Source organism: Lysinibacillus sp. NPDC092081 (assembly GCF_044755845.1).
Classification (GTDB): domain Bacteria; phylum Bacillota; class Bacilli; order Bacillales_A; family Planococcaceae; genus Lysinibacillus.
The window spans coordinates 26,099-43,840 of record NZ_JBIVRU010000019.1 but is presented as its reverse complement, the minus strand read 5'-3'; the positions used below and the strand labels follow the sequence as shown (position 1 = coordinate 43,840).

The 17,742-nt window shown below is 35.8% G+C and carries 19 protein-coding genes and 1 riboswitch; of the genes, 6 read left to right on the top strand and 13 right to left on the bottom strand.

Features of this window, described 5'->3' with window-relative positions; genetic code table 11:
* Positions 1-87: 87 nt before the first annotated feature.
* The 3 genes from ACIQLB_RS20330 to ACIQLB_RS20320 form a co-directional block, all read right to left on the bottom strand.
* Positions 88-1,377, bottom strand: a complete 1,290-nt coding sequence (locus ACIQLB_RS20330) for a protoglobin domain-containing protein (RefSeq protein ID WP_400730003.1) — start codon at positions 1,375-1,377, stop codon at positions 88-90.
* 773 nt (positions 1,378-2,150) lie between these two features.
* Positions 2,151-3,512 carry an SEL1-like repeat protein gene (locus ACIQLB_RS20325; RefSeq protein ID WP_400730000.1) on the bottom strand — a complete coding sequence of 454 codons (1,362 nt, stop codon included), beginning with the start codon at positions 3,510-3,512 and terminating at the stop codon, positions 2,151-2,153.
* Positions 3,513-3,583: 71 nt separating this feature from the next.
* Positions 3,584-4,438, bottom strand: a complete 855-nt coding sequence (locus tag ACIQLB_RS20320) for a YdcF family protein (RefSeq protein ID WP_400729997.1) — start codon at positions 4,436-4,438, stop codon at positions 3,584-3,586.
* 474 nt (positions 4,439-4,912) lie between these two features.
* Between ACIQLB_RS20320 and ACIQLB_RS20315 the strand changes: the two genes are divergently transcribed.
* Positions 4,913-5,386 carry a hypothetical protein gene (locus ACIQLB_RS20315; RefSeq protein ID WP_400729994.1) on the top strand — a complete coding sequence of 158 codons (474 nt, stop codon included), beginning with the start codon at positions 4,913-4,915 and terminating at the stop codon, positions 5,384-5,386.
* Positions 5,374-5,661 (top strand): DUF2653 family protein, encoded by a 288-nt coding sequence (locus ACIQLB_RS20310; protein ID WP_400729991.1) that lies wholly within the window; start codon positions 5,374-5,376, stop codon positions 5,659-5,661. Before ACIQLB_RS20315 ends, ACIQLB_RS20310 begins: the two co-directional genes overlap by 13 nt.
* Before the next feature lie 259 nt (positions 5,662-5,920).
* Here ACIQLB_RS20310 and ACIQLB_RS20305 read toward each other — a convergent pair whose 3' ends face one another.
* From ACIQLB_RS20305 to ACIQLB_RS20290, 4 genes are all read right to left on the bottom strand, one after another.
* Entirely contained in the window at positions 5,921-6,196 is a 276-nt protein-coding gene (locus ACIQLB_RS20305) for an ion channel (RefSeq protein WP_400729988.1), read from the bottom strand.
* A gap of 358 nt (positions 6,197-6,554) precedes the next feature.
* On the bottom strand, positions 6,555-8,177 hold the full coding sequence (locus ACIQLB_RS20300) for an S-layer homology domain-containing protein (protein ID WP_400729985.1): 1,623 nt from the start codon (positions 8,175-8,177) through the stop codon (positions 6,555-6,557).
* An 81-nt stretch (positions 8,178-8,258) separates the two neighbouring features.
* Complete coding sequence (locus tag ACIQLB_RS20295) at positions 8,259-9,425, bottom strand: endonuclease Q family protein (RefSeq protein WP_400730087.1); 1,167 nt, start codon at positions 9,423-9,425, stop codon at positions 8,259-8,261.
* Between the two features lie 72 nt (positions 9,426-9,497).
* Positions 9,498-9,668 carry a hypothetical protein gene (locus ACIQLB_RS20290; protein WP_370047208.1) on the bottom strand — a complete coding sequence of 57 codons (171 nt, stop codon included), beginning with the start codon at positions 9,666-9,668 and terminating at the stop codon, positions 9,498-9,500.
* 146 nt (positions 9,669-9,814) lie between these two features.
* On the opposite strand from ACIQLB_RS20290, the gene ACIQLB_RS20285 reads away from it, so the two are divergent.
* The 3 genes from ACIQLB_RS20285 (at position 9,815) to ACIQLB_RS20275 (ending at position 11,125) form a co-directional block, all read left to right on the top strand.
* Positions 9,815-10,393, top strand: coding sequence for a TetR/AcrR family transcriptional regulator (locus ACIQLB_RS20285; RefSeq protein WP_400729980.1), 579 nt, complete (start codon positions 9,815-9,817; stop codon positions 10,391-10,393).
* A gap of 64 nt (positions 10,394-10,457) precedes the next feature.
* Positions 10,458-10,811, top strand: a complete 354-nt coding sequence (locus ACIQLB_RS20280; protein WP_400729978.1) for a DMT family transporter — start codon at positions 10,458-10,460, stop codon at positions 10,809-10,811.
* A complete protein-coding gene (locus ACIQLB_RS20275) occupies positions 10,811-11,125 on the top strand; it encodes a DMT family transporter (RefSeq protein WP_400729975.1) in 315 nt (104 codons plus the stop codon). The genes ACIQLB_RS20280 and ACIQLB_RS20275 overlap by 1 nt, the downstream gene beginning before the upstream one ends.
* Positions 11,126-11,547: 422 nt before the next feature.
* Here ACIQLB_RS20275 and ACIQLB_RS20270 read toward each other — a convergent pair whose 3' ends face one another.
* The gene (locus ACIQLB_RS20270) at positions 11,548-12,321 is read right to left on the bottom strand and encodes an ABC transporter ATP-binding protein (RefSeq protein ID WP_400729972.1); all 774 of its coding nucleotides are present in this window, start codon (positions 12,319-12,321) and stop codon (positions 11,548-11,550) included.
* A gap of 5 nt (positions 12,322-12,326) precedes the next feature.
* Positions 12,327-13,373 (bottom strand): FecCD family ABC transporter permease, encoded by a 1,047-nt coding sequence (locus ACIQLB_RS20265; RefSeq protein ID WP_400729969.1) that lies wholly within the window; start codon positions 13,371-13,373, stop codon positions 12,327-12,329.
* A 222-nt stretch (positions 13,374-13,595) separates the two neighbouring features.
* Positions 13,596-13,787: riboswitch (cobalamin riboswitch) on the bottom strand.
* A 172-nt stretch (positions 13,788-13,959) separates the two neighbouring features.
* Here ACIQLB_RS20265 and ACIQLB_RS20260 point away from each other — a divergent pair.
* The gene (locus tag ACIQLB_RS20260) at positions 13,960-14,556 is read left to right on the top strand and encodes a biotin transporter BioY (RefSeq protein ID WP_400729966.1); all 597 of its coding nucleotides are present in this window, start codon (positions 13,960-13,962) and stop codon (positions 14,554-14,556) included.
* A 352-nt stretch (positions 14,557-14,908) separates the two neighbouring features.
* Here ACIQLB_RS20260 and ACIQLB_RS20255 read toward each other — a convergent pair whose 3' ends face one another.
* From ACIQLB_RS20255 to ACIQLB_RS20240, 4 genes are all read right to left on the bottom strand, one after another.
* On the bottom strand, positions 14,909-15,451 hold the full coding sequence (locus tag ACIQLB_RS20255; protein ID WP_400729964.1) for an NADPH-dependent FMN reductase: 543 nt from the start codon (positions 15,449-15,451) through the stop codon (positions 14,909-14,911).
* A 62-nt stretch (positions 15,452-15,513) separates the two neighbouring features.
* Positions 15,514-16,131, bottom strand: a complete 618-nt coding sequence (locus ACIQLB_RS20250; protein ID WP_400729961.1) for a nitroreductase family protein — start codon at positions 16,129-16,131, stop codon at positions 15,514-15,516.
* A 94-nt stretch (positions 16,132-16,225) separates the two neighbouring features.
* Positions 16,226-17,203: a ring-cleaving dioxygenase gene (locus ACIQLB_RS20245; protein WP_400729958.1), complete on the bottom strand. Its 978-nt coding sequence runs from the start codon at positions 17,201-17,203 to the stop codon at positions 16,226-16,228.
* A 50-nt stretch (positions 17,204-17,253) separates the two neighbouring features.
* Positions 17,254-17,688 carry a MarR family winged helix-turn-helix transcriptional regulator gene (locus tag ACIQLB_RS20240; RefSeq protein ID WP_400729956.1) on the bottom strand — a complete coding sequence of 145 codons (435 nt, stop codon included), beginning with the start codon at positions 17,686-17,688 and terminating at the stop codon, positions 17,254-17,256.
* Positions 17,689-17,742: the final 54 nt, after the last annotated feature.

Below are 17,742 nucleotides of genomic sequence, written 5' to 3'. Positions count from 1 at the left end.
TATATATTAACAGTTGATATAGTGTTATTTGTGCCCTAAGTGTGTAGCGCCTAAAAAAAATAGGAAACAACAATTTCTTTGCCTTAATTAATTTAAATTTTGTGTAAAGCTAGCTAATTTTCCAGCAGAATTTTTCACTTCATTAAAGGCAATACCTAATTCACTTAGTACTTCTACTATTGCTTGTACTTCTTTTTCCATCCGACCATTTTGATCTTTGGCTTCAGTCATAGCTTCTAATATGTTAGTAAATTGTCCTTCTGTTTGAACCATATTTTCCTCACCAGAGGCTACCTCTTCTTGAATATTACTAAGCGAATGAACAAGTTTATCTGTCCGTTCATTCGTTTTATGTAGTAAAGTCGCTACCGATGTGACAGATTCCTTTGTTTGAATCGATAGTTTCCTTACTTCATCTGCAACAACACTAAAGCCTTTACCCGCTTCTCCAGCACGAGCCGCTTCTATTGCCGCATTTAATGCCAACAAGTTTGTTTGATTAGCAATATTTGTCACAACATTCATAATCGATTCCATTTCCTTTGACATATCTGACAACTGTGCAATATTTTCCGCAATATCATCAAGCGAATAAATAATATTACTCATATTTTGCGATTGACTCTTTAACCGTTCACGACCTTCTAATGCCTGACTCTCAGCCATAGTCGAAACTTGAAGTGATTTTTTCGCTAGTTGTTTAATCTCATCTGATTGTCCACTTAAGCGATGAAATGAATTGTTCGTTTCCTGAGATATTGTGGCAAGACCTTCTGAAGACTCTACGATTTCTTGCTCTATCGCTTCTTTCCTACGTTCCATTTTTTCATGAAGTTGCTCAATTGTGTGCTCAAATGCCTCTAAAACTAACTGTTGCTCAAAATTAGAAATTTTTGAGATGGCTCGAATTGTATTAAGCTGATCCATTGGATGATTAATATGTTCTTCAACCAAATCAATAAATGATGCTGTTAAATCTTGAAAGGCGCAAATATACCATTGTGTTTTAAGCCCGATATGGACATGCACTTTAGCAATTTTAATTCGTCTTTGATAAAATTCATCATCAATCGTACCATTAAACATTTCAATAATATGACGTCGTAATGTAATTTTCAGCTTCTCCACGGAACTATGTCTATTAATAATATCTACTAAACTACGTTCAGTTCCAATCATTTCATAAAATCGATCAACAATATTATCAATATTGCCTTCTACAAAAGGTTGAAAGGCTTTTAAATATTGTAAATCCCGCTTTGTCAATTTAAGTAAATCAATTTGCTTTTTTATTGAATGGCAATTCGCTATATCCATTTTTACAATGTATTGCTCTAAATCTAACGCCATTGTCTTTCCCTGTTTTTGAAAAATCACACATTTACCCTCTTTCATGCCGTGTACTTTTGAAAAGCTGAGAAAAATCTAAGTCCGTTCATAAAATATAAGAGATCAGAAAGGCTCATCACATAATGTGGAGTTGATTTCCGTTCCGACTGGGCGTCCCAGCCTCCACTCCAATCACCTTATATAGTATATGTTTAATCAATTATGCCTCGGCATAATTGTGTCCGAGGCTTTAACTTTTAGTGATAAGCCATCAGGATGTTGGTTAACCATTTTAATCTATTAGCTAAAAATGGGTATACATAAGCAAAAAATCTTTTTATCGGTCAAAATTAACCCTATATTTTCTTATTTAATATACCCAAGAAGAAAAGCACCATTATTTACGAAAATATTGCGAAAAAACAGTATAACAATAACCTTATACTTTGCTATAGCTACTAACTACTCTTTCAAAATCCCTCATATACCTTATACATTTTATAAATAGCTGTCAATTTTCATTTATACATTTTTTACCATAAAATGTACGAATAGTACCTATTATCTTATTTTTTGTCCAAAGCAAAAAAAAGCTACCACAATACTTTTGGGTAGCCAATTTACATCATCTCTGTTTTTTTTATGCTTATTTTTTCCTTGTTTTAGTTTGTAGTACTATCGCTTTATTATATTAATATTTTTACAATCAGTTAATTATAGTAATATACACTCATCTTATAATCCAAAACAAAAACCTAGGACCTATACAAAAAGAGTTGATAATTGAATCTAAATACCCATTATTTTTTAATTAAAAACACTTACGTTCCTTTTAATTCTTGCAGTAAATTTGCAGCTTCCTCACTTCCTGCATTTGCTGCAAGTCCATACCACTTTATAGCCTCTTTAATATTTCTAGCTATTCCTTCCCCTTTATTGTATATGTGCCCTAGTTGTAATTTAGCCTCCAAATCACCTTGAAGAGCAGCCTGTTTAAACCAATGAATACCCTTTTCAATATTTCGTATACCTGTTAACCCTTGACTCCAAATAAAGCCCAAATCATAAAAGGCATCGACATGATATTGCTCTGCAGCTCGTTCATACCAATATAATCCACGGTTCACATCTTTAGGTCGCCCTAAGTGTCCCTCTAAATAGATTCCTCCAAGCCTGTATTGTGCCTCAACATAGCCGGCTTCTGCAGATTTTTTATAGTAGCTACATGCTTGCTCCTCGTCTTTGTCGATTCCTAATCCCTGCTCGTAAATAATTCCGAGTGTAAACATAGCCTCAGCCACACCTTTTTGAGCGGCGAAGTCGAACCAATTCTTCGCAAGTACCAAATTTTCTGGTACCCCTTCACCGTTAAAATACATGTCTGCTAAATTATTTGCAGCATCTGGATGCCCTTGCTTTGCTGCAGCTTCATACAATGAAAAAGCCCTATTATAGTTTTCTTGAACACCTATACCTTCAAAATAAAAATTACCAAGTGCATATTGTGCATCGGCATTACCTTGAGATGCTGCTAACTCAAACCACTTTACTGACTTTTCTGGTTTAAAATATTCTCCGTCAATTGCACTATAATATTCTCCAAGCTGAAATTGTGCATCGGTATCCTGTTCCTCGATGGCATCTTTGTATAAGTCAATGATTACTTCATGATCTAGATCTTCTTCGTCAAACGCCTCAACCTGTTCATTTTGGTGAACAAAATACCATTCCAATATATCAAGTACATCATCAACAACTTCATTGCAATTGGCTAACTTCTCCAGTGAAGAAATTTGCCAAATGAAAATATAGATAGGGAGTGGAATTGCTTCACGCAGTAAATCATCATATTCAGCTAAAAGTGTTAGCACATTCTCCTGTACTGACTGTGTCTGTTCTGGATGAATAATTTGTAAATGTCGTTGCTGATTTTTTTTCAAAAGTCCTCGCACAACTTGATATAATATTTTGTGCAAGGCTGCTAATTGTACTTCTTCGACTGTTATCAAATAAATGTTTTGCGCAAACCATGTATCTTGTGTTTGCGTGAGCTTTTGTAGGGCTCCAATTCGCTCTTTATTTTGTTTTGCTAAAAATTGCCCATACATACGTTTCCCCCCTAACACACTATCAATTTCGCCTTGGCGTAATTGTTGTTGCTGTTGTTGTTGCTTCGCTTTCACTGCAAAAACATTTACTGAATGAAGAAAAAAACTGCCTCACCACTATTATATGGAAGACAGTTTGAAATTGGTTACACATACGCTCTCAAGATTAAACCAATGAACAATGTAATGAACAAAAAGACAGTGACATGAATCCATTTATACATTTCTAATAAACCAATAAATTCACGCGTAAATGCATTAGGTACATAATAAAAGGCAGTCTTCGAACCAACACCTTGTGCATCAAGCTTCACCTTTTTGGCATAAATACTTGCACGAAAAACATGAAAATTATTCGTTACGAATAAGGATCGATATTTTTTTCCTTGAGCATGCTTATCCATAATTTTTTTGGAGAATGCCATATTTTGTTCAGTATTTGTAGATTGATCTTCCATTAATACTTTTTGAGCAGGTATTTGATGTTCGTCAACTATATATTTTTTCATAGCATATGCTTCTGATACTTTCTCATCACTGCCCTGTCCACCTGAGACGATAATGTAAGGTTGTTCACCATATTTTTGAAATTGCTTTACTGACTCATTTAAACGGCTAGCTAAAAGTGGTGGCACTTTATCTCCAATTAGTCCTGACCCTAGCACAATAATATAGTTAGGTTCATAAAGGATCGGCGTAAAATGATATAGAGTGGCATAGGCCATTATGCTTGTATATAAAAACATTGTATAGCCAAAAACTAAAAATGCATAGAAGAAAAGAATATGCCAAATTTCATGTTCGATATTCGTAAAAATTACAAATACATACCAAATCATCATGATAAAAAAGCTCAAGCCAAAAACAGCTAACAATAGATTACGAACTTTACGTCCTTCTTTTTCAAGTAAAACCTTACTATTAAAAAACGTAGCTATCGATAAAATAAACATCATACTCGGGAAACTTCCAAGTATAATGACAATACCCATCTTCGGCATAATCCCCTGCTCATTTGGGAGAAATAAAGGGTGACTAATTATTGTGCTTAAAATATACAACCCTAAAAAGCCTAGAACTACTACATTAAAAAAACGCCTTTTTTCCGTTATATATAACAGCAAAAAAATTAAAATTAATAGTAATAATGTTGAAATCATCCTCACTCCTTTCTTTTTATATACCATTTTTTAGGGCTTATCATCATAACGGGAAATTGATTTCCGTTCCACCTGAGCCCGTCGCCTAGCATCTACTACAATAACTATTTGCTTAACATACACTACGAGCACATGTCCAACTTTTGGTAACAAGCGATTTTTTACCAATTTCTTCTGACACTACTTGTTCAAATTTGTTGATATTCCTAAATTGATGGAAGCGTTTATTTTATTTTTCGAGATGGTTCATGTAAAATTACTATTAAGAACTAGTTTATGATAAAAACTAAAAATTATATTGGAGGAATGTCAGTAATGAAAAAAATCCTTGCTGCTATTTTTGCAGCGACACTTATGTTTGCGTCTGTTGGTGCAACTTTATACATCTCAGATACACCAACTGCAGAAGCTAAATCCTATAAGTCGGGTAAAAAAGGCTTCTCAAACAATAATCATAACAATAACTCAAATTTCCAAAAATCTCAGGATAAAACTAAAGACCAAAATAATGCAACAACAAATAAAAACAATACAACTTCTACAAACAAAACGGATTCAACAGCTAAGAAAGGCGGCTTCTTCTCAGGCGGCCTTATGAAAGGCTTAATGCTTGGTGGCTTAGCTGGTTTATTATTCGGAAGTCTTTTCAGTGGTATGGGTATGCTTGGTAATATTTTAGGCTTATTAATTAACGTTGTAGCAATCATGGCTATCGTAATGCTAGTTGTAAAAATTGTTAATATGTTTAAAGATAAAAAACGTAAAGAGGAAGCACAATGGCACAAATAATTAATGAGCAAGATATTATTAATGCAATTTGCTTATCTCAGGCCTACTATAAAAACATTCGCCCTGAGGATGTACTTGTAGAACTAACATACGATGATGACACAGGCTTCGGTGCAGAAGTTGAAACTAATGGTCAAATCGAGATGTTTGATACAGCAGCAATGATTGGCGCACTACGTGTATGGATTAAAGACGTCCTACATGGTGATCCATTTTCAACAGGCATCGAACTCGTCCTAGACGATGAGGAAGGCATTATTGCTAGACTATCGTAAATAAGTAAAGAATAGCAGTTCCATAAATCTTATAGATTTATGGAACTGCTTTTTTATTTTTTAAGGCGTTTTTTTGCTTGCTCTTTCTTTTCTTCCTCAATTGAAAAATCGACTATTGATCGGCCGAGCATTATTAGCGTAATAAACATGACGCCTGTTCCAATAAATCAATTATGCCTCGGCATAATTGCGTCCGGAATCGGCTTTGTGCTTGCACAAAGAACTCCTTTCCGATTTCCGTGACATCCGCCGGAGGCTTTTAACTTATTTCAGCGGATGTTTGTACACCTACTGAAAAGTAACTTAAACTCGCATTCATCTCACCAATTATAGAAGTAGAAGACTTGCTGAAAGAAGTTAAATAAATCATTGTAAATATCTTTGAAAAATCACTAGTAGGATACAGTCCCGTCTCAACACCGGTTGGAATTAAACTCACTACTGAAAAATACATGGCATCAAGCCAATGCCAACCTTCCGCCCCTTTATAAAACATAGTTCCTGAAAAAATGATAAAAAATAATGTTGTAAACAAAGATAGAAACTGCGGACGCTTGAATGACTTCCACATGCCTACTATCTTTTCGCAGATAAAATAAATGACAGCATCCCATTCTCCTTTTGATTTACTTTCACTTCAGCGTTATTTACAAATCTAAATGGGTTCATCCACATAAAGTGAGGTTGGTTTCTGTTCCGACTGGGCGCATTCCTGGAGTCGTCCAACCGGAACGGAAATCAACTTATCCATATGGCGTACTTTTCAACAAATGTCATCCCCAACTTTTGATGATGAGCCCCTAAATTGTACTAGATATTCATCGCAATAAAAATAACATATTTAAACGTCAAAAGGTAGAGATTTCTATTTACAATCTCTACCTTAAATTATTTTACTTCTTTAATAGACTGTTAAAGTTCACAAATATTTTTGCTGCATGGCTACGTTTTGTAGGAGCCTCAGGTGAAAATTGCCCTTCGTTACCTCTAACAATATCAAGCTCATATAACATTGTTATTGCATGTTTTGTTTCTTCATTGTAAGAGGCGATATCAGAAAATGGTGCTTTTCCTTTTACAGCATAAGGTTGCTTTTGTTTATGCTCATAAGCACGACTAATCATTAATGCTAATTGAGCGCGAGTAACTGGTAGTCCTGGATTAAACTTCCCATTCGTTCCCTTAATTAGTCCATACGCATAAGCTGCTGCAATTTCTGACTGAGTTCCGACATCATAGCTTGCTATGTCAGTAAATGGTGCCTGTTCCTTCGTCGTTATACCGAGACTTCTAACAAGCATGATAGCGGCCTGTGCACGAGTAACATTTTGCTCAGGTCTAAATGTACTATCTGGATAACCGTTCATAATACCCGCTTCAGCTGCCTTCAATATAAACTCCTTTGCCCAATGATTTTCTATATCAGTAAAGCTTAAAGTTCTTCCTGTAATAAAAGTAACTGTTGGACTTTGAACACTTTCATTACCAGCCGCATCAAGCGCTTTAACAGCTACTGTGTATGCTGTATTCTCAGTTAAATTATCCAAAGTTATCGCTGTTGTCTCAGCATTTTGTGTAAATGTTAACTTACCATTTACATATATGTTGTAACTAGTAACACCTACATTATCTCTCGCTTCCTGCCAGCTTATTTTTACAGTTGTACTATCTTTCATATTTGCTTGAATCGTTTTAGATACATCCCATAACGTACTTGTTTTAATCAATGGTAAAAACCCATCGTTCGCTACTGCTAAATAGCCTGCTTCGCTTAAATGAATATTTTCGGGATTTGGTAAATAGCTTGGAACATCTTTTGCTACAATATCGTACGTCGGTACAAAGACGGCACCCGCTTTTTCAACTGTTGTTTTAATCGTTGCATTCATAACTTTTAATAGCATTATAAATTGTTTCTGTAAATTCTCACTATAATACGGAAAAGAATTGTAATAACCCATCACATAAATTTGAGCGTTCGGATTAACTTTCTTAATTTCTTCTAAAATAGCAGCAATATTTTTTATTGCCTCTTGGGAAGCTTTTAACATCGCTGCTGCACTAATACCCGTTGTCTGAGACTCTTTTAAAATAGGTATTAAATCATTGGCACCGGCAGTTAAAGTAATGATTTCAGCCTCTTTAATAGATGTGCGAAGCTTTACCTTTTCACTTTGATAACCGAATCCTACCACTGGCTTTTCCACATTATTTTGTATATCTTCCAATACATCTTTCGTGGTATAGCCTGAATAAGCAAATCCCTTATTATAAGAAGTGATGAAACCATCTTGCTGTAAAGTTTGTGCAATAAAATCTGTATAACCTAACCCGATCATACCAACCTCATTCATACCATGCGCTAAGGAATCGCCTAGTGCTACATAATCTGCTTGAACAACCCAACTTGGCGATATGAAGTCTCTTTGTTCTTCAGCATTTACACCTATTGGTACTACTAGTTGGCATGCCAGAACGCTAGCCGCTAAAAACCGAAATTTCTTTGATAATTGCATACACCCACTCCTCCAATTTTTACTAATTACTAGTTTAATATAAGGAGGATAAAAACGGGTTAAATAAGAGTAATTGTTTTTTTATTCCAGTTGGATCTTCCCGTAAATGCCGCCACCACCAACTTCGATTGCCAATTGCCCCGTTCTTGCTAAATCGATCATCTTGGCAATTTTATGCGGCACGAGTTGTTCGATTTGCTCTAGAGTAACTCGATGCAAGATGTTCATCTCTGTACCAAATGCTTGTACTAATCGTTCCATCATTTTTGGACCTAATCCTGGAATAAAGTCTAGTGGTACTTGGTGAATATACGGTGGTCGTGCACGTTTATCTGTAACTTGCTCTGAAAGCTCCTTAATACGTGTTGCAACACCTTTTATAATTTGCGGGCTTTCACAGTTTGTACAGATTGTTGCCGAATTGCCAAGCTGCTCACCACATTTTGCACAGACAGTCTGATGATATTTACCAAGCAAAGGATTTAAGCCATAATTTGCTGTTACTGCTCGACCTTCTTGTTCATGAAGTGCCATCTTTAATTCTGTAAAATTTGCATTAGATAGTCTTAATTTTTGATACTCACGTGCAATTTTCCCAAGTGAATGTGCATCAGAGTTGCTGACAAATGTATATGCTTGCAGTTCTCTAATGTTACTCACCATATTGGTATCAGAGCTTAAACCAAGCTCTATCGCATCTATAAGCTGCGGGTCAAAAACTTCTGTTAAACTACGATATACGCCTTTACCGAACAAACTTTTAAATGGTGTAAACACATGAGCAGGAATAAAAAGCCCTCCTAATTCATGAACCCTTTGCTGCAATGTTCGACCATCACAATAAATTCGCTGAGAGCTTAAATGAATATTTTTCATATGATTAGACATCCAATTTGAAAATTCCCTCATGAGCAAAAGTGTTGGAAAATAAGCCAGTGCATGAATTGGTCCAAGGCAATGATGATCATAAATCTCAATTTCAGTACCTGGAATAAGTGTTGTTTCTTGAAATCGAAGTCCACCCTGTTCCAGCTCCTTCAGTTCGCCCCGCTCTAACATCTCTGCCATTTCATCCAGTACTTCTGGTGAATGGCAATCAATAATCCCGATAATATCAAGTCCCTTTCTTGCACTTGAAGTCTCTAAAATTCTTGATAACGTTAACGTTTTACTGCCAGTAATTTTAACAGCACGTCCACTTGAAGTGCGTCCAATATGAATATGTAAATCTGCATAGAAATCCTGCATCATTGTAACCCCCTATTATTTTTTTAGATAAAATAAAAAGCCTCACATTGCTGCAAGGCATTTTATTCTTAATTATGATGGATGATTGCCGTGAGTATTATTATTTGACTCAAAGGCACCCGATCCCTGTGATGGCATTGTCGAAGAATCATATGCCACTAATGTCACTCCCATGTTCTTTTCTAGCTCATTAATTTTTTCAAGCTGTTGCTGATCTAGTTGGGCAATTTTTATCTCTTCCATTTTCAACAAATCCTTTCACGAATAAAATTCCCCAAATAAGAACATATATACACAAAAATAATAACTGATTGTCAGTCATTTTCCTTTGACTTTATTTCAGCTTTTTTGTAACATATTAAATAAGCAGGCTAAAAGCGAGGGATTTCATGTCAAAGGAAGAGAAAATTATTCAAGCTGCAATTGAAGTTTTCCGTGAAAAAGGAATTGAAAAGACAAAGGTTTCTGATATCGTAAAAGCTGCAGGTATCGCACAAGGGACATTTTATCTTTATTTCCCATCTAGGCTTTCAGTTATGCCAGCCATTGCGAAAGTTATGGTTGAGAAAATTATTGCTGCTATTAACGATGGTATTTCAAAACAAGAGCCTTTTGCAAAGCAACTTGAAAAAGTAGTCGATATAATTTTTTCTCTAACAGAGGAATATCGAGATGTATTTGCACTTATCTATGCCGGTATTACACAAACTGAGCATATGAAAGAATGGGAAAATATATATTCTCCCTATTACGAATGGATGAATAATTTCTTATATGAAGCTCAACAACAAGGGACGATACGTGCTTCTCTAAATACTACACGTTCTTCTAAACTTATCATAGGTCTAGTAGAATCTGCCGCTGAACAAATTTATTTGTATGACGACAGTGAAGAAGAATCAATTAGACTTCAAAAGCTTGAGCTAATCGACTTTTTACATCATGCACTCGGTTTACGTCACACCTAAGTGACGTTCTCTTTTACATTAAAATGACTGAATGTCAGTCATAATGATAGGAAGGAATTTAACTATGCAAAAAGATTGGATTTATGTTGGATTAACTAGTTTGTTTGAATTATTTTGGATATTTGGTTTTAATGTTGCAAATGCTTGGTGGCATTGGATTATTATTGTGTCTCTAATTGCGATCGATTTCCATTTCTTATCGAAGGCTTGTGAGAACTTACCTACAGGCACCGTTTATGCCACTTTTGCTGGGGTCGGAACAATTGGTACTACATTAATGGATATTTTTATTTTTGAAGGCGAGTTTAATGCTATTAAAGGCATTTTTATGTTTATTTTAGTACTGGGTGTTATTGGTCTTAATTTAGCTGATAACCCTTCAAGAGATCATGATGAAAAGAAAGGAGCTAATGCATAATGGGTTGGTTACTTGTTTTATTAGCTGCAATTTCAGAAATTATCGGTGTTGTAGGTTTACGCTTTTATAGTCAGGAAAAAAATATACGTAATTTATTAATATATGTAGGCGGCTTCGGAATGTCCTTTGTACTTTTATATGCATCCTTTAACTATTTACAGTTAAGCATCGCCTATGTAGTTTGGGTTGGTATTGGTACAGTCGGTGCTGTTCTCGTGAATATTATATTCTTCGGTGAATCTAAAAACCTGACTCGAATTATTAGTATCATCGCCATTATCATTGGTGTGGCAGGCTTAAAAGCAGTATCTTAATTTGATTTCATTTCTTTAATATTGTGGATAAGCCTTTTGAAATTAACTTTTTCATGGAAATTTTATTTTATAACTATTTAATAGATACATCTAGAGGATGAAGTTTCGTTTTATCACTATTAATTAGAGTGACAGGCCAGAAGATATATACTATATGAAGAGGTTGATTGGAGTGGAGACTGGGCGACTCCTTGGGGATTAGCGATAGAGGAACGAAGGCTAAAACCATCACGTCCTGTGATAACGCCTTCGTGACCAACATCGTGTTGGCCTGAGACCCTGCAGCGAAGCGACAGCAACAAAGCGCCCAGTCGGAACGGAGATCAACCCCTCGCTTTGCCAAAGACCATAGTAACAACCTTAATTTTTTTGACATAATAGGCTTTAATATATCAATCACTTTATGTAATTTCTAAAGTTTCCTATGTGAATTGCTCTGGGATATACATTAAATATGGTTTACCTGTAAGTGGATGTGTTTGAATATCGGCATAAACACCAAATACATCTTGTAATAATGCCGGTGTAAGTACTTCTTCTGGTGTTCCAAAACAAACAATTCGACCTTGCTGTAAAACATAAATTTGATCACAATACATAGCTGCAATGTTTAAATCATGTATTGCAGCAACAACTGTTAATTGTAAGGTTTGGATTAAATCCATGAGCTGTAATTGATGCTGAATATCTAGATGATTTGTTGGCTCATCTAAAATCAGCACCTGCGCTTGCTGAGCGAGGGCACGAGCAACCATCACACGCTTTTTTTCTCCACCCGAAAGAGAGCTAAAACTACGTTTCTCTAAATGAGCGATACCTGTTTGGTTCAGTGCATCTTTTACAATTTGAAAATCTCGTTCTTGATCAAGCTCCAATAGTTTTTTATGAGGTGTTCTACCCATACTCACTAAATCATGTACTGAAAAATCGAATAAGACTGGTGTTTCTTGACTCACAACTGCTAAATTTCGAGCAATGCTTTTACTCGGTTGCTTTAAAATATCCTGTTCATTTAATAATACTGTTCCACCTTCTGGTTTTAATAAACGATACATATTCTTTAATAGCGTTGACTTCCCACTACCATTAGGACCGATTAGACCAACAAATTGCTTGTCCTTTATTCGAATACTTACTTCATGTAATATACGTTCATCAGAAATGGAGAATGATACTTGTTTCGCTTCTAATGTCATATGCTTTAATCTCCTTCACCGAATGAATAATTGTTACTACGTAGCAGCCAAATGAAAAATGGACCTCCGCAAAAAGCTGTGATAATTCCAATTGGCATTTCCTCAGGGGCGATTAAAATTCGAGCAAGTGCATCTGCCCAAACTAAGAAAATCCCTCCTAATAATGCGCTAATCGGTATGACATATTTATGGTTTGAACCTACAATTAGCCGCACAATATGTGGAATGATTAAGCCGACAAATCCAATTGAGCCACTTACAGCAACTATCACACCCGTTAATAATGAAACTAATAAAATAAGCTGTATACGAAATTGTTGTAAGTTAACCCCTAATGTGACTGCTGCTTCTTCCCCAAGGAGTAATAAATTTAAGCTTCGATAGTGAAGCCATAACAAGGCAAATACTACAATAAAAATAATAGTAGGAATTAAAAGATTACTCCACTTAGCACCAGCTAGGCTTCCTAGCATCCAAAACATGACCGCCTTCATTCCGCCCTCTTGCTTCGACATCATTAATATAAAGTTTGAAATAGCAGATAAAATAAAAGACACCGCCATCCCTGAAAGTAAAAGCCGAAAGACGGAAATCCTACCTCCAACACGTGATAAGAAGAAAACTAACCCCATTGCCGTGAGAGAACCTAAAAATGCAGATACAGAAAGAGCATAAACGCCCAGAAATGAAAAAGCACCTAAAATGATGACGGCTGTAGCACCAACCGTCGCCCCGGAAGAAATCCCTAAAATATATGGTTCTGCAATCGAATTACGAACAAGTGCTTGAATGGCTGCTCCAGCAATTGCCAAGCCTGCTCCTACAATAGCAGCGAGTAATACACGCGGAGCTCGTATTTGCCAAATGATAATTTCCTGCGAGCGACTCCAATCTTCTTCGATTGAATTTTGTATAATTGGGATTTTAGAAAGGATGACCTTCCATACATAAAATGGCGTAACGGAAACCGATCCAACCATAATCGCAATTGTCATTGAAATGATAAGTACTAGAAAAAGAGTCATTGAGAGTAGCATAAATTTTTTATTCATCTGTTTATTAACTCCTAATTATTAAAGATTAATTTCGCCTTGGCTTAATTGTTGTTATTGTTGTTGTTACTTCGCTTTTGGTACAAAAAGAAGTACTGAATAAAGATTAATGAAACGAAAAAGGGTATTCTATGCAAACGCGCATAGAAATACCCTTGATTAAACAACATTAGAAAGATTTCCTTCTACTATTGTCCGTAATTGCTTTCATCCTCGTGGGCATTACAGGAATTACTAATTGGCAGGTCTCCTGGCTTCGAATCAATGTTACTATGATTGCCTTCCCATTCTAGAACAGTGGCTAAATCTCATAGAACTCCTCTTTACAGTTGCGGGACAGCGTTGGATTTGCACCAACTTCCCTTTTAAGTGACACATTGTACAAGATGTCACACCATTAGCATCGAATATTTAAAATTATGACGATTCTATCATATATTTTAATAGTTAGTCTATAACTAACCATTATTTATCAAGTTAAGTAGGAAAAATACATTTACGTTAACCACTAATGATTTTCAAGTTGACACAAAATCATTATTTTTTTACACTAATATTATCAACATTACTTTTTAGGGGTGAAATAATGACAACAGTTGCGGAACACACGCATCACAAATTAAGAACAGTCGATCTTGCATACATTGGACTATTTTCAACATTGATGATGATAGGAGCTAATATTACGTCCATTATACCTTTCATGGTGGTTGGCGGAGTACCTATCACATTACAAACATTTTTTGCTATTTTAGCAGGACTTATTCTTGGTAGTAGAAAAGGGGCACTCGCTTGTACTGTTTATATGTGTATCGGTTTAGCAGGTGCACCTGTATTTGCACGATTCAATGGAGGCTTTGGACAAATTATAAGTCCTACATTTGGTTTTATTGTCTCTTTTATAATAGCTGCATTTGTCGCAGGGCTTATTGTAGAACGCAGTGGAACGAAGAAAAGCTATGTAGTTGCAGCATTAGTTGCAACAGCTATTAATTATTTACTAGGAACAAATTGGATGTACTTTGCCTACAAGCTATGGGCTAGTGCTCCTGATGCTTTCACTTATAAGGTAGCATGGCTTTGGATGATGCCTCCTTTACCAAAGGATATTATTTTAGCTATATTTGCGGGTATTTTTGCACACCGCCTTCAAAAGGTGTTAAAAATAATTCCGATTAAATAAGCTAATCACTATAACGTGGGGTTGATTTCCGTTCCGGCTTGGCGCTTTGTTGCTGTCGCTTCGCTTTCGCACAGAACAGAGCTTCCTGGGGGCGTCCGATGAGCCCCATGGAGTCGCCCAGCCTCTACTCCAATCAACATATATAAATAGCATACGATTATCCACAACTTTTTTGTTAAAGGATAAAATAAACAATTTATCTCCTAAAAATGCCCCTCTTTAGTGTAATGCTAAAAGAGCGTTTTTACTGATTGTTCTATTTGTCGCTTTGACTCTTTTATCGTCTTAAACCCAACAAACAAAAAAATGTCCCATAAGTATATTGCATACTTATGGGACATTTTTTTTATTTTCAAGCGTATTTTTTCACCCAGTTTAAGAAGTTATCAATAACTACATCTAGGAATTTGATAGTACCCTCATCTGTTAAATTGCCTTCTGTATCAAATTTAGTGTGTACTGCTCCAATATAAACATCATTACCACTAAGCAACGGTGAATTTACTCCAGGTGAGAATAAAATATCTCGTAAATGTAATTGTGCTTTAACAGTACCTAAGTTACCCATTGATGCTCCCATCATGAATGATGGCTTGCCAATCATTACTTTATCAACGCGAGATAACCAATCGATGGCGTTAACCATAACACCTGGCACTGTACCATTATATTCTGGTGTTAACCATAGTACTGCATCTGCCGCTTTTACTTTTGCTTTAAAATCAAGTATAGGTTGTGGTGCTTCATTTTCGATATCTTGATTATACATTGGTAAATCATTTAAGCTTAATATTTCAAGATCAATTTTCTCTGCATAACGCTTTTGAACAAATTTCGCTAATTGCATATTATAAGATTCTTTACGGATACTACCTACGATTGCTACTACTTTCACAATATTTCCTCCTAAATGTGCATTAATTTTATTATTTGTAAACAGTTTTATTTTATACCGCCCTAATAGTAGGTTGCAAATTCCTCAACCGGTTTACGGTAACCACGCAATCGGCGACTAGTTTCTTTTTCTTTACCTATAGTAATCATTAGTGCAATTTCATGTGTTTCTGGTACGTTAAAAAGTGCTCTCATTTGTTGTTGATCAAAGCCGATCATTGGACATGTATCCCATCCACGATTTTTAGCTGCCAGCATAAATAACATAGCTGAAAGTGAAGCGTTACGAATAGCTTCCTCCTTCTTAAATTCCTCGCCACGTTCTTCATAAAATTTAGTATTTTCATCGACAAGATTTTCTAACTCACAAGCATTAATAATGCTTAAGTCTACCATTCCTTGATTAAGGTTAGCAGTGTTTTTATAGGCTTCTTTATCTCCTAAAACAAGTATAACTGCTGAGGCAGAGTGCACTTTATACTGCCCGTATGCCACCTCTCTTACTTGTTCTTTTTTTTCTTCATCTAATACAACGATGTAATTGGCATGTTGTAAGTTAAAGGCTGATGGAGCAAACTTAACATCCTCCAAAATGGAACGTATATCTTCTTCGCTCATCTTGATGCCCTCTATAAAATTATTCGCAGAACGTCGCTTATCTATTACCTTTGCAAATTCCATCCAACTGACCTCCAATCATTTTTCTGTTAAGAGTATGTAATTCCCATTCAACAGATGCTCTCTATCTCTGCTGAATGGAATGAAAGTATTACTCCTATTCTTTATCGAACGTAATCGTACTTCTTACAGTGTCAATAGGGCGAACAAGCTTTTCAATTTGTGCACGCTTTGACTCTAAAAATGGTGGCAACGATAATTTTTCACCTAAAGTTTCATAAGGCTCATCCCCCATAAATCCTGGGCCATCAGTAGCTAGCTCAAATAAAATTTGTGGTGCTACTCGTGTATAAAGTGATTCAAAGAAATGGCGATTTACGTAACCAGAAGTATGGAAGCCAAAGCTTTCAAATCGTTCAGTCCATTCATTTAGTACAGCTCGATCCTCTACGCGGAATGCAGCATGATGTACTGTACCGAAGCCTTGACGAGCTACTGGTAAAACTGTGTTAAGTTCTACAACGATTTGTGCACCGTTTCCACCTTCGCCAACCTCAAATAGGTGGAAATCCCCTTCTTCTGCAATTTCTGTAAAGATCATCACCTTTTCTAGCATCTCTTTGAAATATTTAAAATCAGCAACTCTCACAAAAACCGGACCTAAGCCTGTAATTGCATATTCAAGAGGAATCGGTCCATCTTGCCATGGAGTGCCTGATGCAACACCTGTATTGTTTTCATCAGAAATAAGTTGATATTGTTGATCGTCAAAATCGACGAAAGATAAAGTTTTTTTGCCGAACTGCTCTTTAATACCTGTATGTTTAACATTTAATTGATCGAAACGTTTTACCCAATAGTCCAACGCCATATCTGTTGGCACGCGGAATGAAGTTTTGGAAATTTCATTTGTTCCATGCACACCTTTTGGAATGTTTGGGAAATCGAAAAATGTCATATCAGTACCAGCGCTACCTTTATCATCTGCAAAGAATAAATGGTATGTTTGGATATCATCCTGATTAACCGTTTTTTTCACTAATCGCATCCCTAACACATAAGTAAAAAATTTATAATTCTCTTCAGCACTGCTTGTAATAGCAGTAACGTGGTGAATTCCTTTTAAATGATTCATTTTCTGTTCCTCCTATTTATCTCGATTTCGAGATATTTGCGTAAAATTTTTTATTTATTAACTGCGTTTAAACCAACCTTTTTCAGAGACAGAATCATTGTGTCCTTCTCCTGTTGATCTAATACTGCAAAAATCTCGTTAATTTTTTGTTCATGCTTTGGAAATATTTCTTCCATCAACGTTTGTCCTTCACATGTTAATAAAACATATGTGACACGACGATCCTTCGGGCAAGCACGTCGATACACAAAACCTTTTTGTTCGAGCTTATCAATAACATACGTAATACTACTACTTGCGATTAAAATTTTCTTTCCAATCACTTGAATTGGCTGCTCACCATGGTGATATAAAAACTCAAGTACCGAAAATTCGGTTTGATTTAATTCGTATTGAAGTAAATCTCTCTTTGTTGCATCCTGAATCGTTTGATACGCCCGGAACATTACCGTAAAAGCTTTTAAATTACGATTGTCTTCCTTCATACGACTCCCTCTTTTCATTTATCTCGAATTCAATCATATTTAATTCGAGATAAT

Bases quoted from the DNA above. Each gene is read 5' to 3' on its own strand.
- ACIQLB_RS20250 (WP_400729961.1), bottom strand. From the start codon at position 16,131: ATGGAATTTGCAAAGGTAATAGATAAGCGACGTTCTGCGAATAATTTT.
- ACIQLB_RS20245 (WP_400729958.1), bottom strand. From the start codon at position 17,203: ATGAATCATTTAAAAGGAATTCACCACGTTACTGCTATTACAAGCAGT.
- ACIQLB_RS20315 (WP_400729994.1), top strand. From the start codon at position 4,913: ATGAAAAAAATCCTTGCTGCTATTTTTGCAGCGACACTTATGTTTGCG.
- ACIQLB_RS20270 (WP_400729972.1), bottom strand. From the start codon at position 12,321: ATGACATTAGAAGCGAAACAAGTATCATTCTCCATTTCTGATGAACGT.
- ACIQLB_RS20320 (WP_400729997.1), bottom strand. From the start codon at position 4,438: ATGCCGAAGATGGGTATTGTCATTATACTTGGAAGTTTCCCGAGTATG.
- ACIQLB_RS20300 (WP_400729985.1), bottom strand. From the start codon at position 8,177: ATGCAATTATCAAAGAAATTTCGGTTTTTAGCGGCTAGCGTTCTGGCA.
- ACIQLB_RS20265 (WP_400729969.1), bottom strand. From the start codon at position 13,373: ATGAATAAAAAATTTATGCTACTCTCAATGACTCTTTTTCTAGTACTT.
- ACIQLB_RS20260 (WP_400729966.1), top strand. From the start codon at position 13,960: ATGACAACAGTTGCGGAACACACGCATCACAAATTAAGAACAGTCGAT.
- ACIQLB_RS20275 (WP_400729975.1), top strand. From the start codon at position 10,811: ATGGGTTGGTTACTTGTTTTATTAGCTGCAATTTCAGAAATTATCGGT.
- ACIQLB_RS20290 (WP_370047208.1), bottom strand. From the start codon at position 9,668: ATGGAAGAGATAAAAATTGCCCAACTAGATCAGCAACAGCTTGAAAAA.
- ACIQLB_RS20280 (WP_400729978.1), top strand. From the start codon at position 10,458: ATGCAAAAAGATTGGATTTATGTTGGATTAACTAGTTTGTTTGAATTA.
- ACIQLB_RS20285 (WP_400729980.1), top strand. From the start codon at position 9,815: ATGTCAAAGGAAGAGAAAATTATTCAAGCTGCAATTGAAGTTTTCCGT.
- ACIQLB_RS20310 (WP_400729991.1), top strand. From the start codon at position 5,374: ATGGCACAAATAATTAATGAGCAAGATATTATTAATGCAATTTGCTTA.
- ACIQLB_RS20295 (WP_400730087.1), bottom strand. From the start codon at position 9,425: ATGCAGGATTTCTATGCAGATTTACATATTCATATTGGACGCACTTCA.
- ACIQLB_RS20240 (WP_400729956.1), bottom strand. From the start codon at position 17,688: ATGAAGGAAGACAATCGTAATTTAAAAGCTTTTACGGTAATGTTCCGG.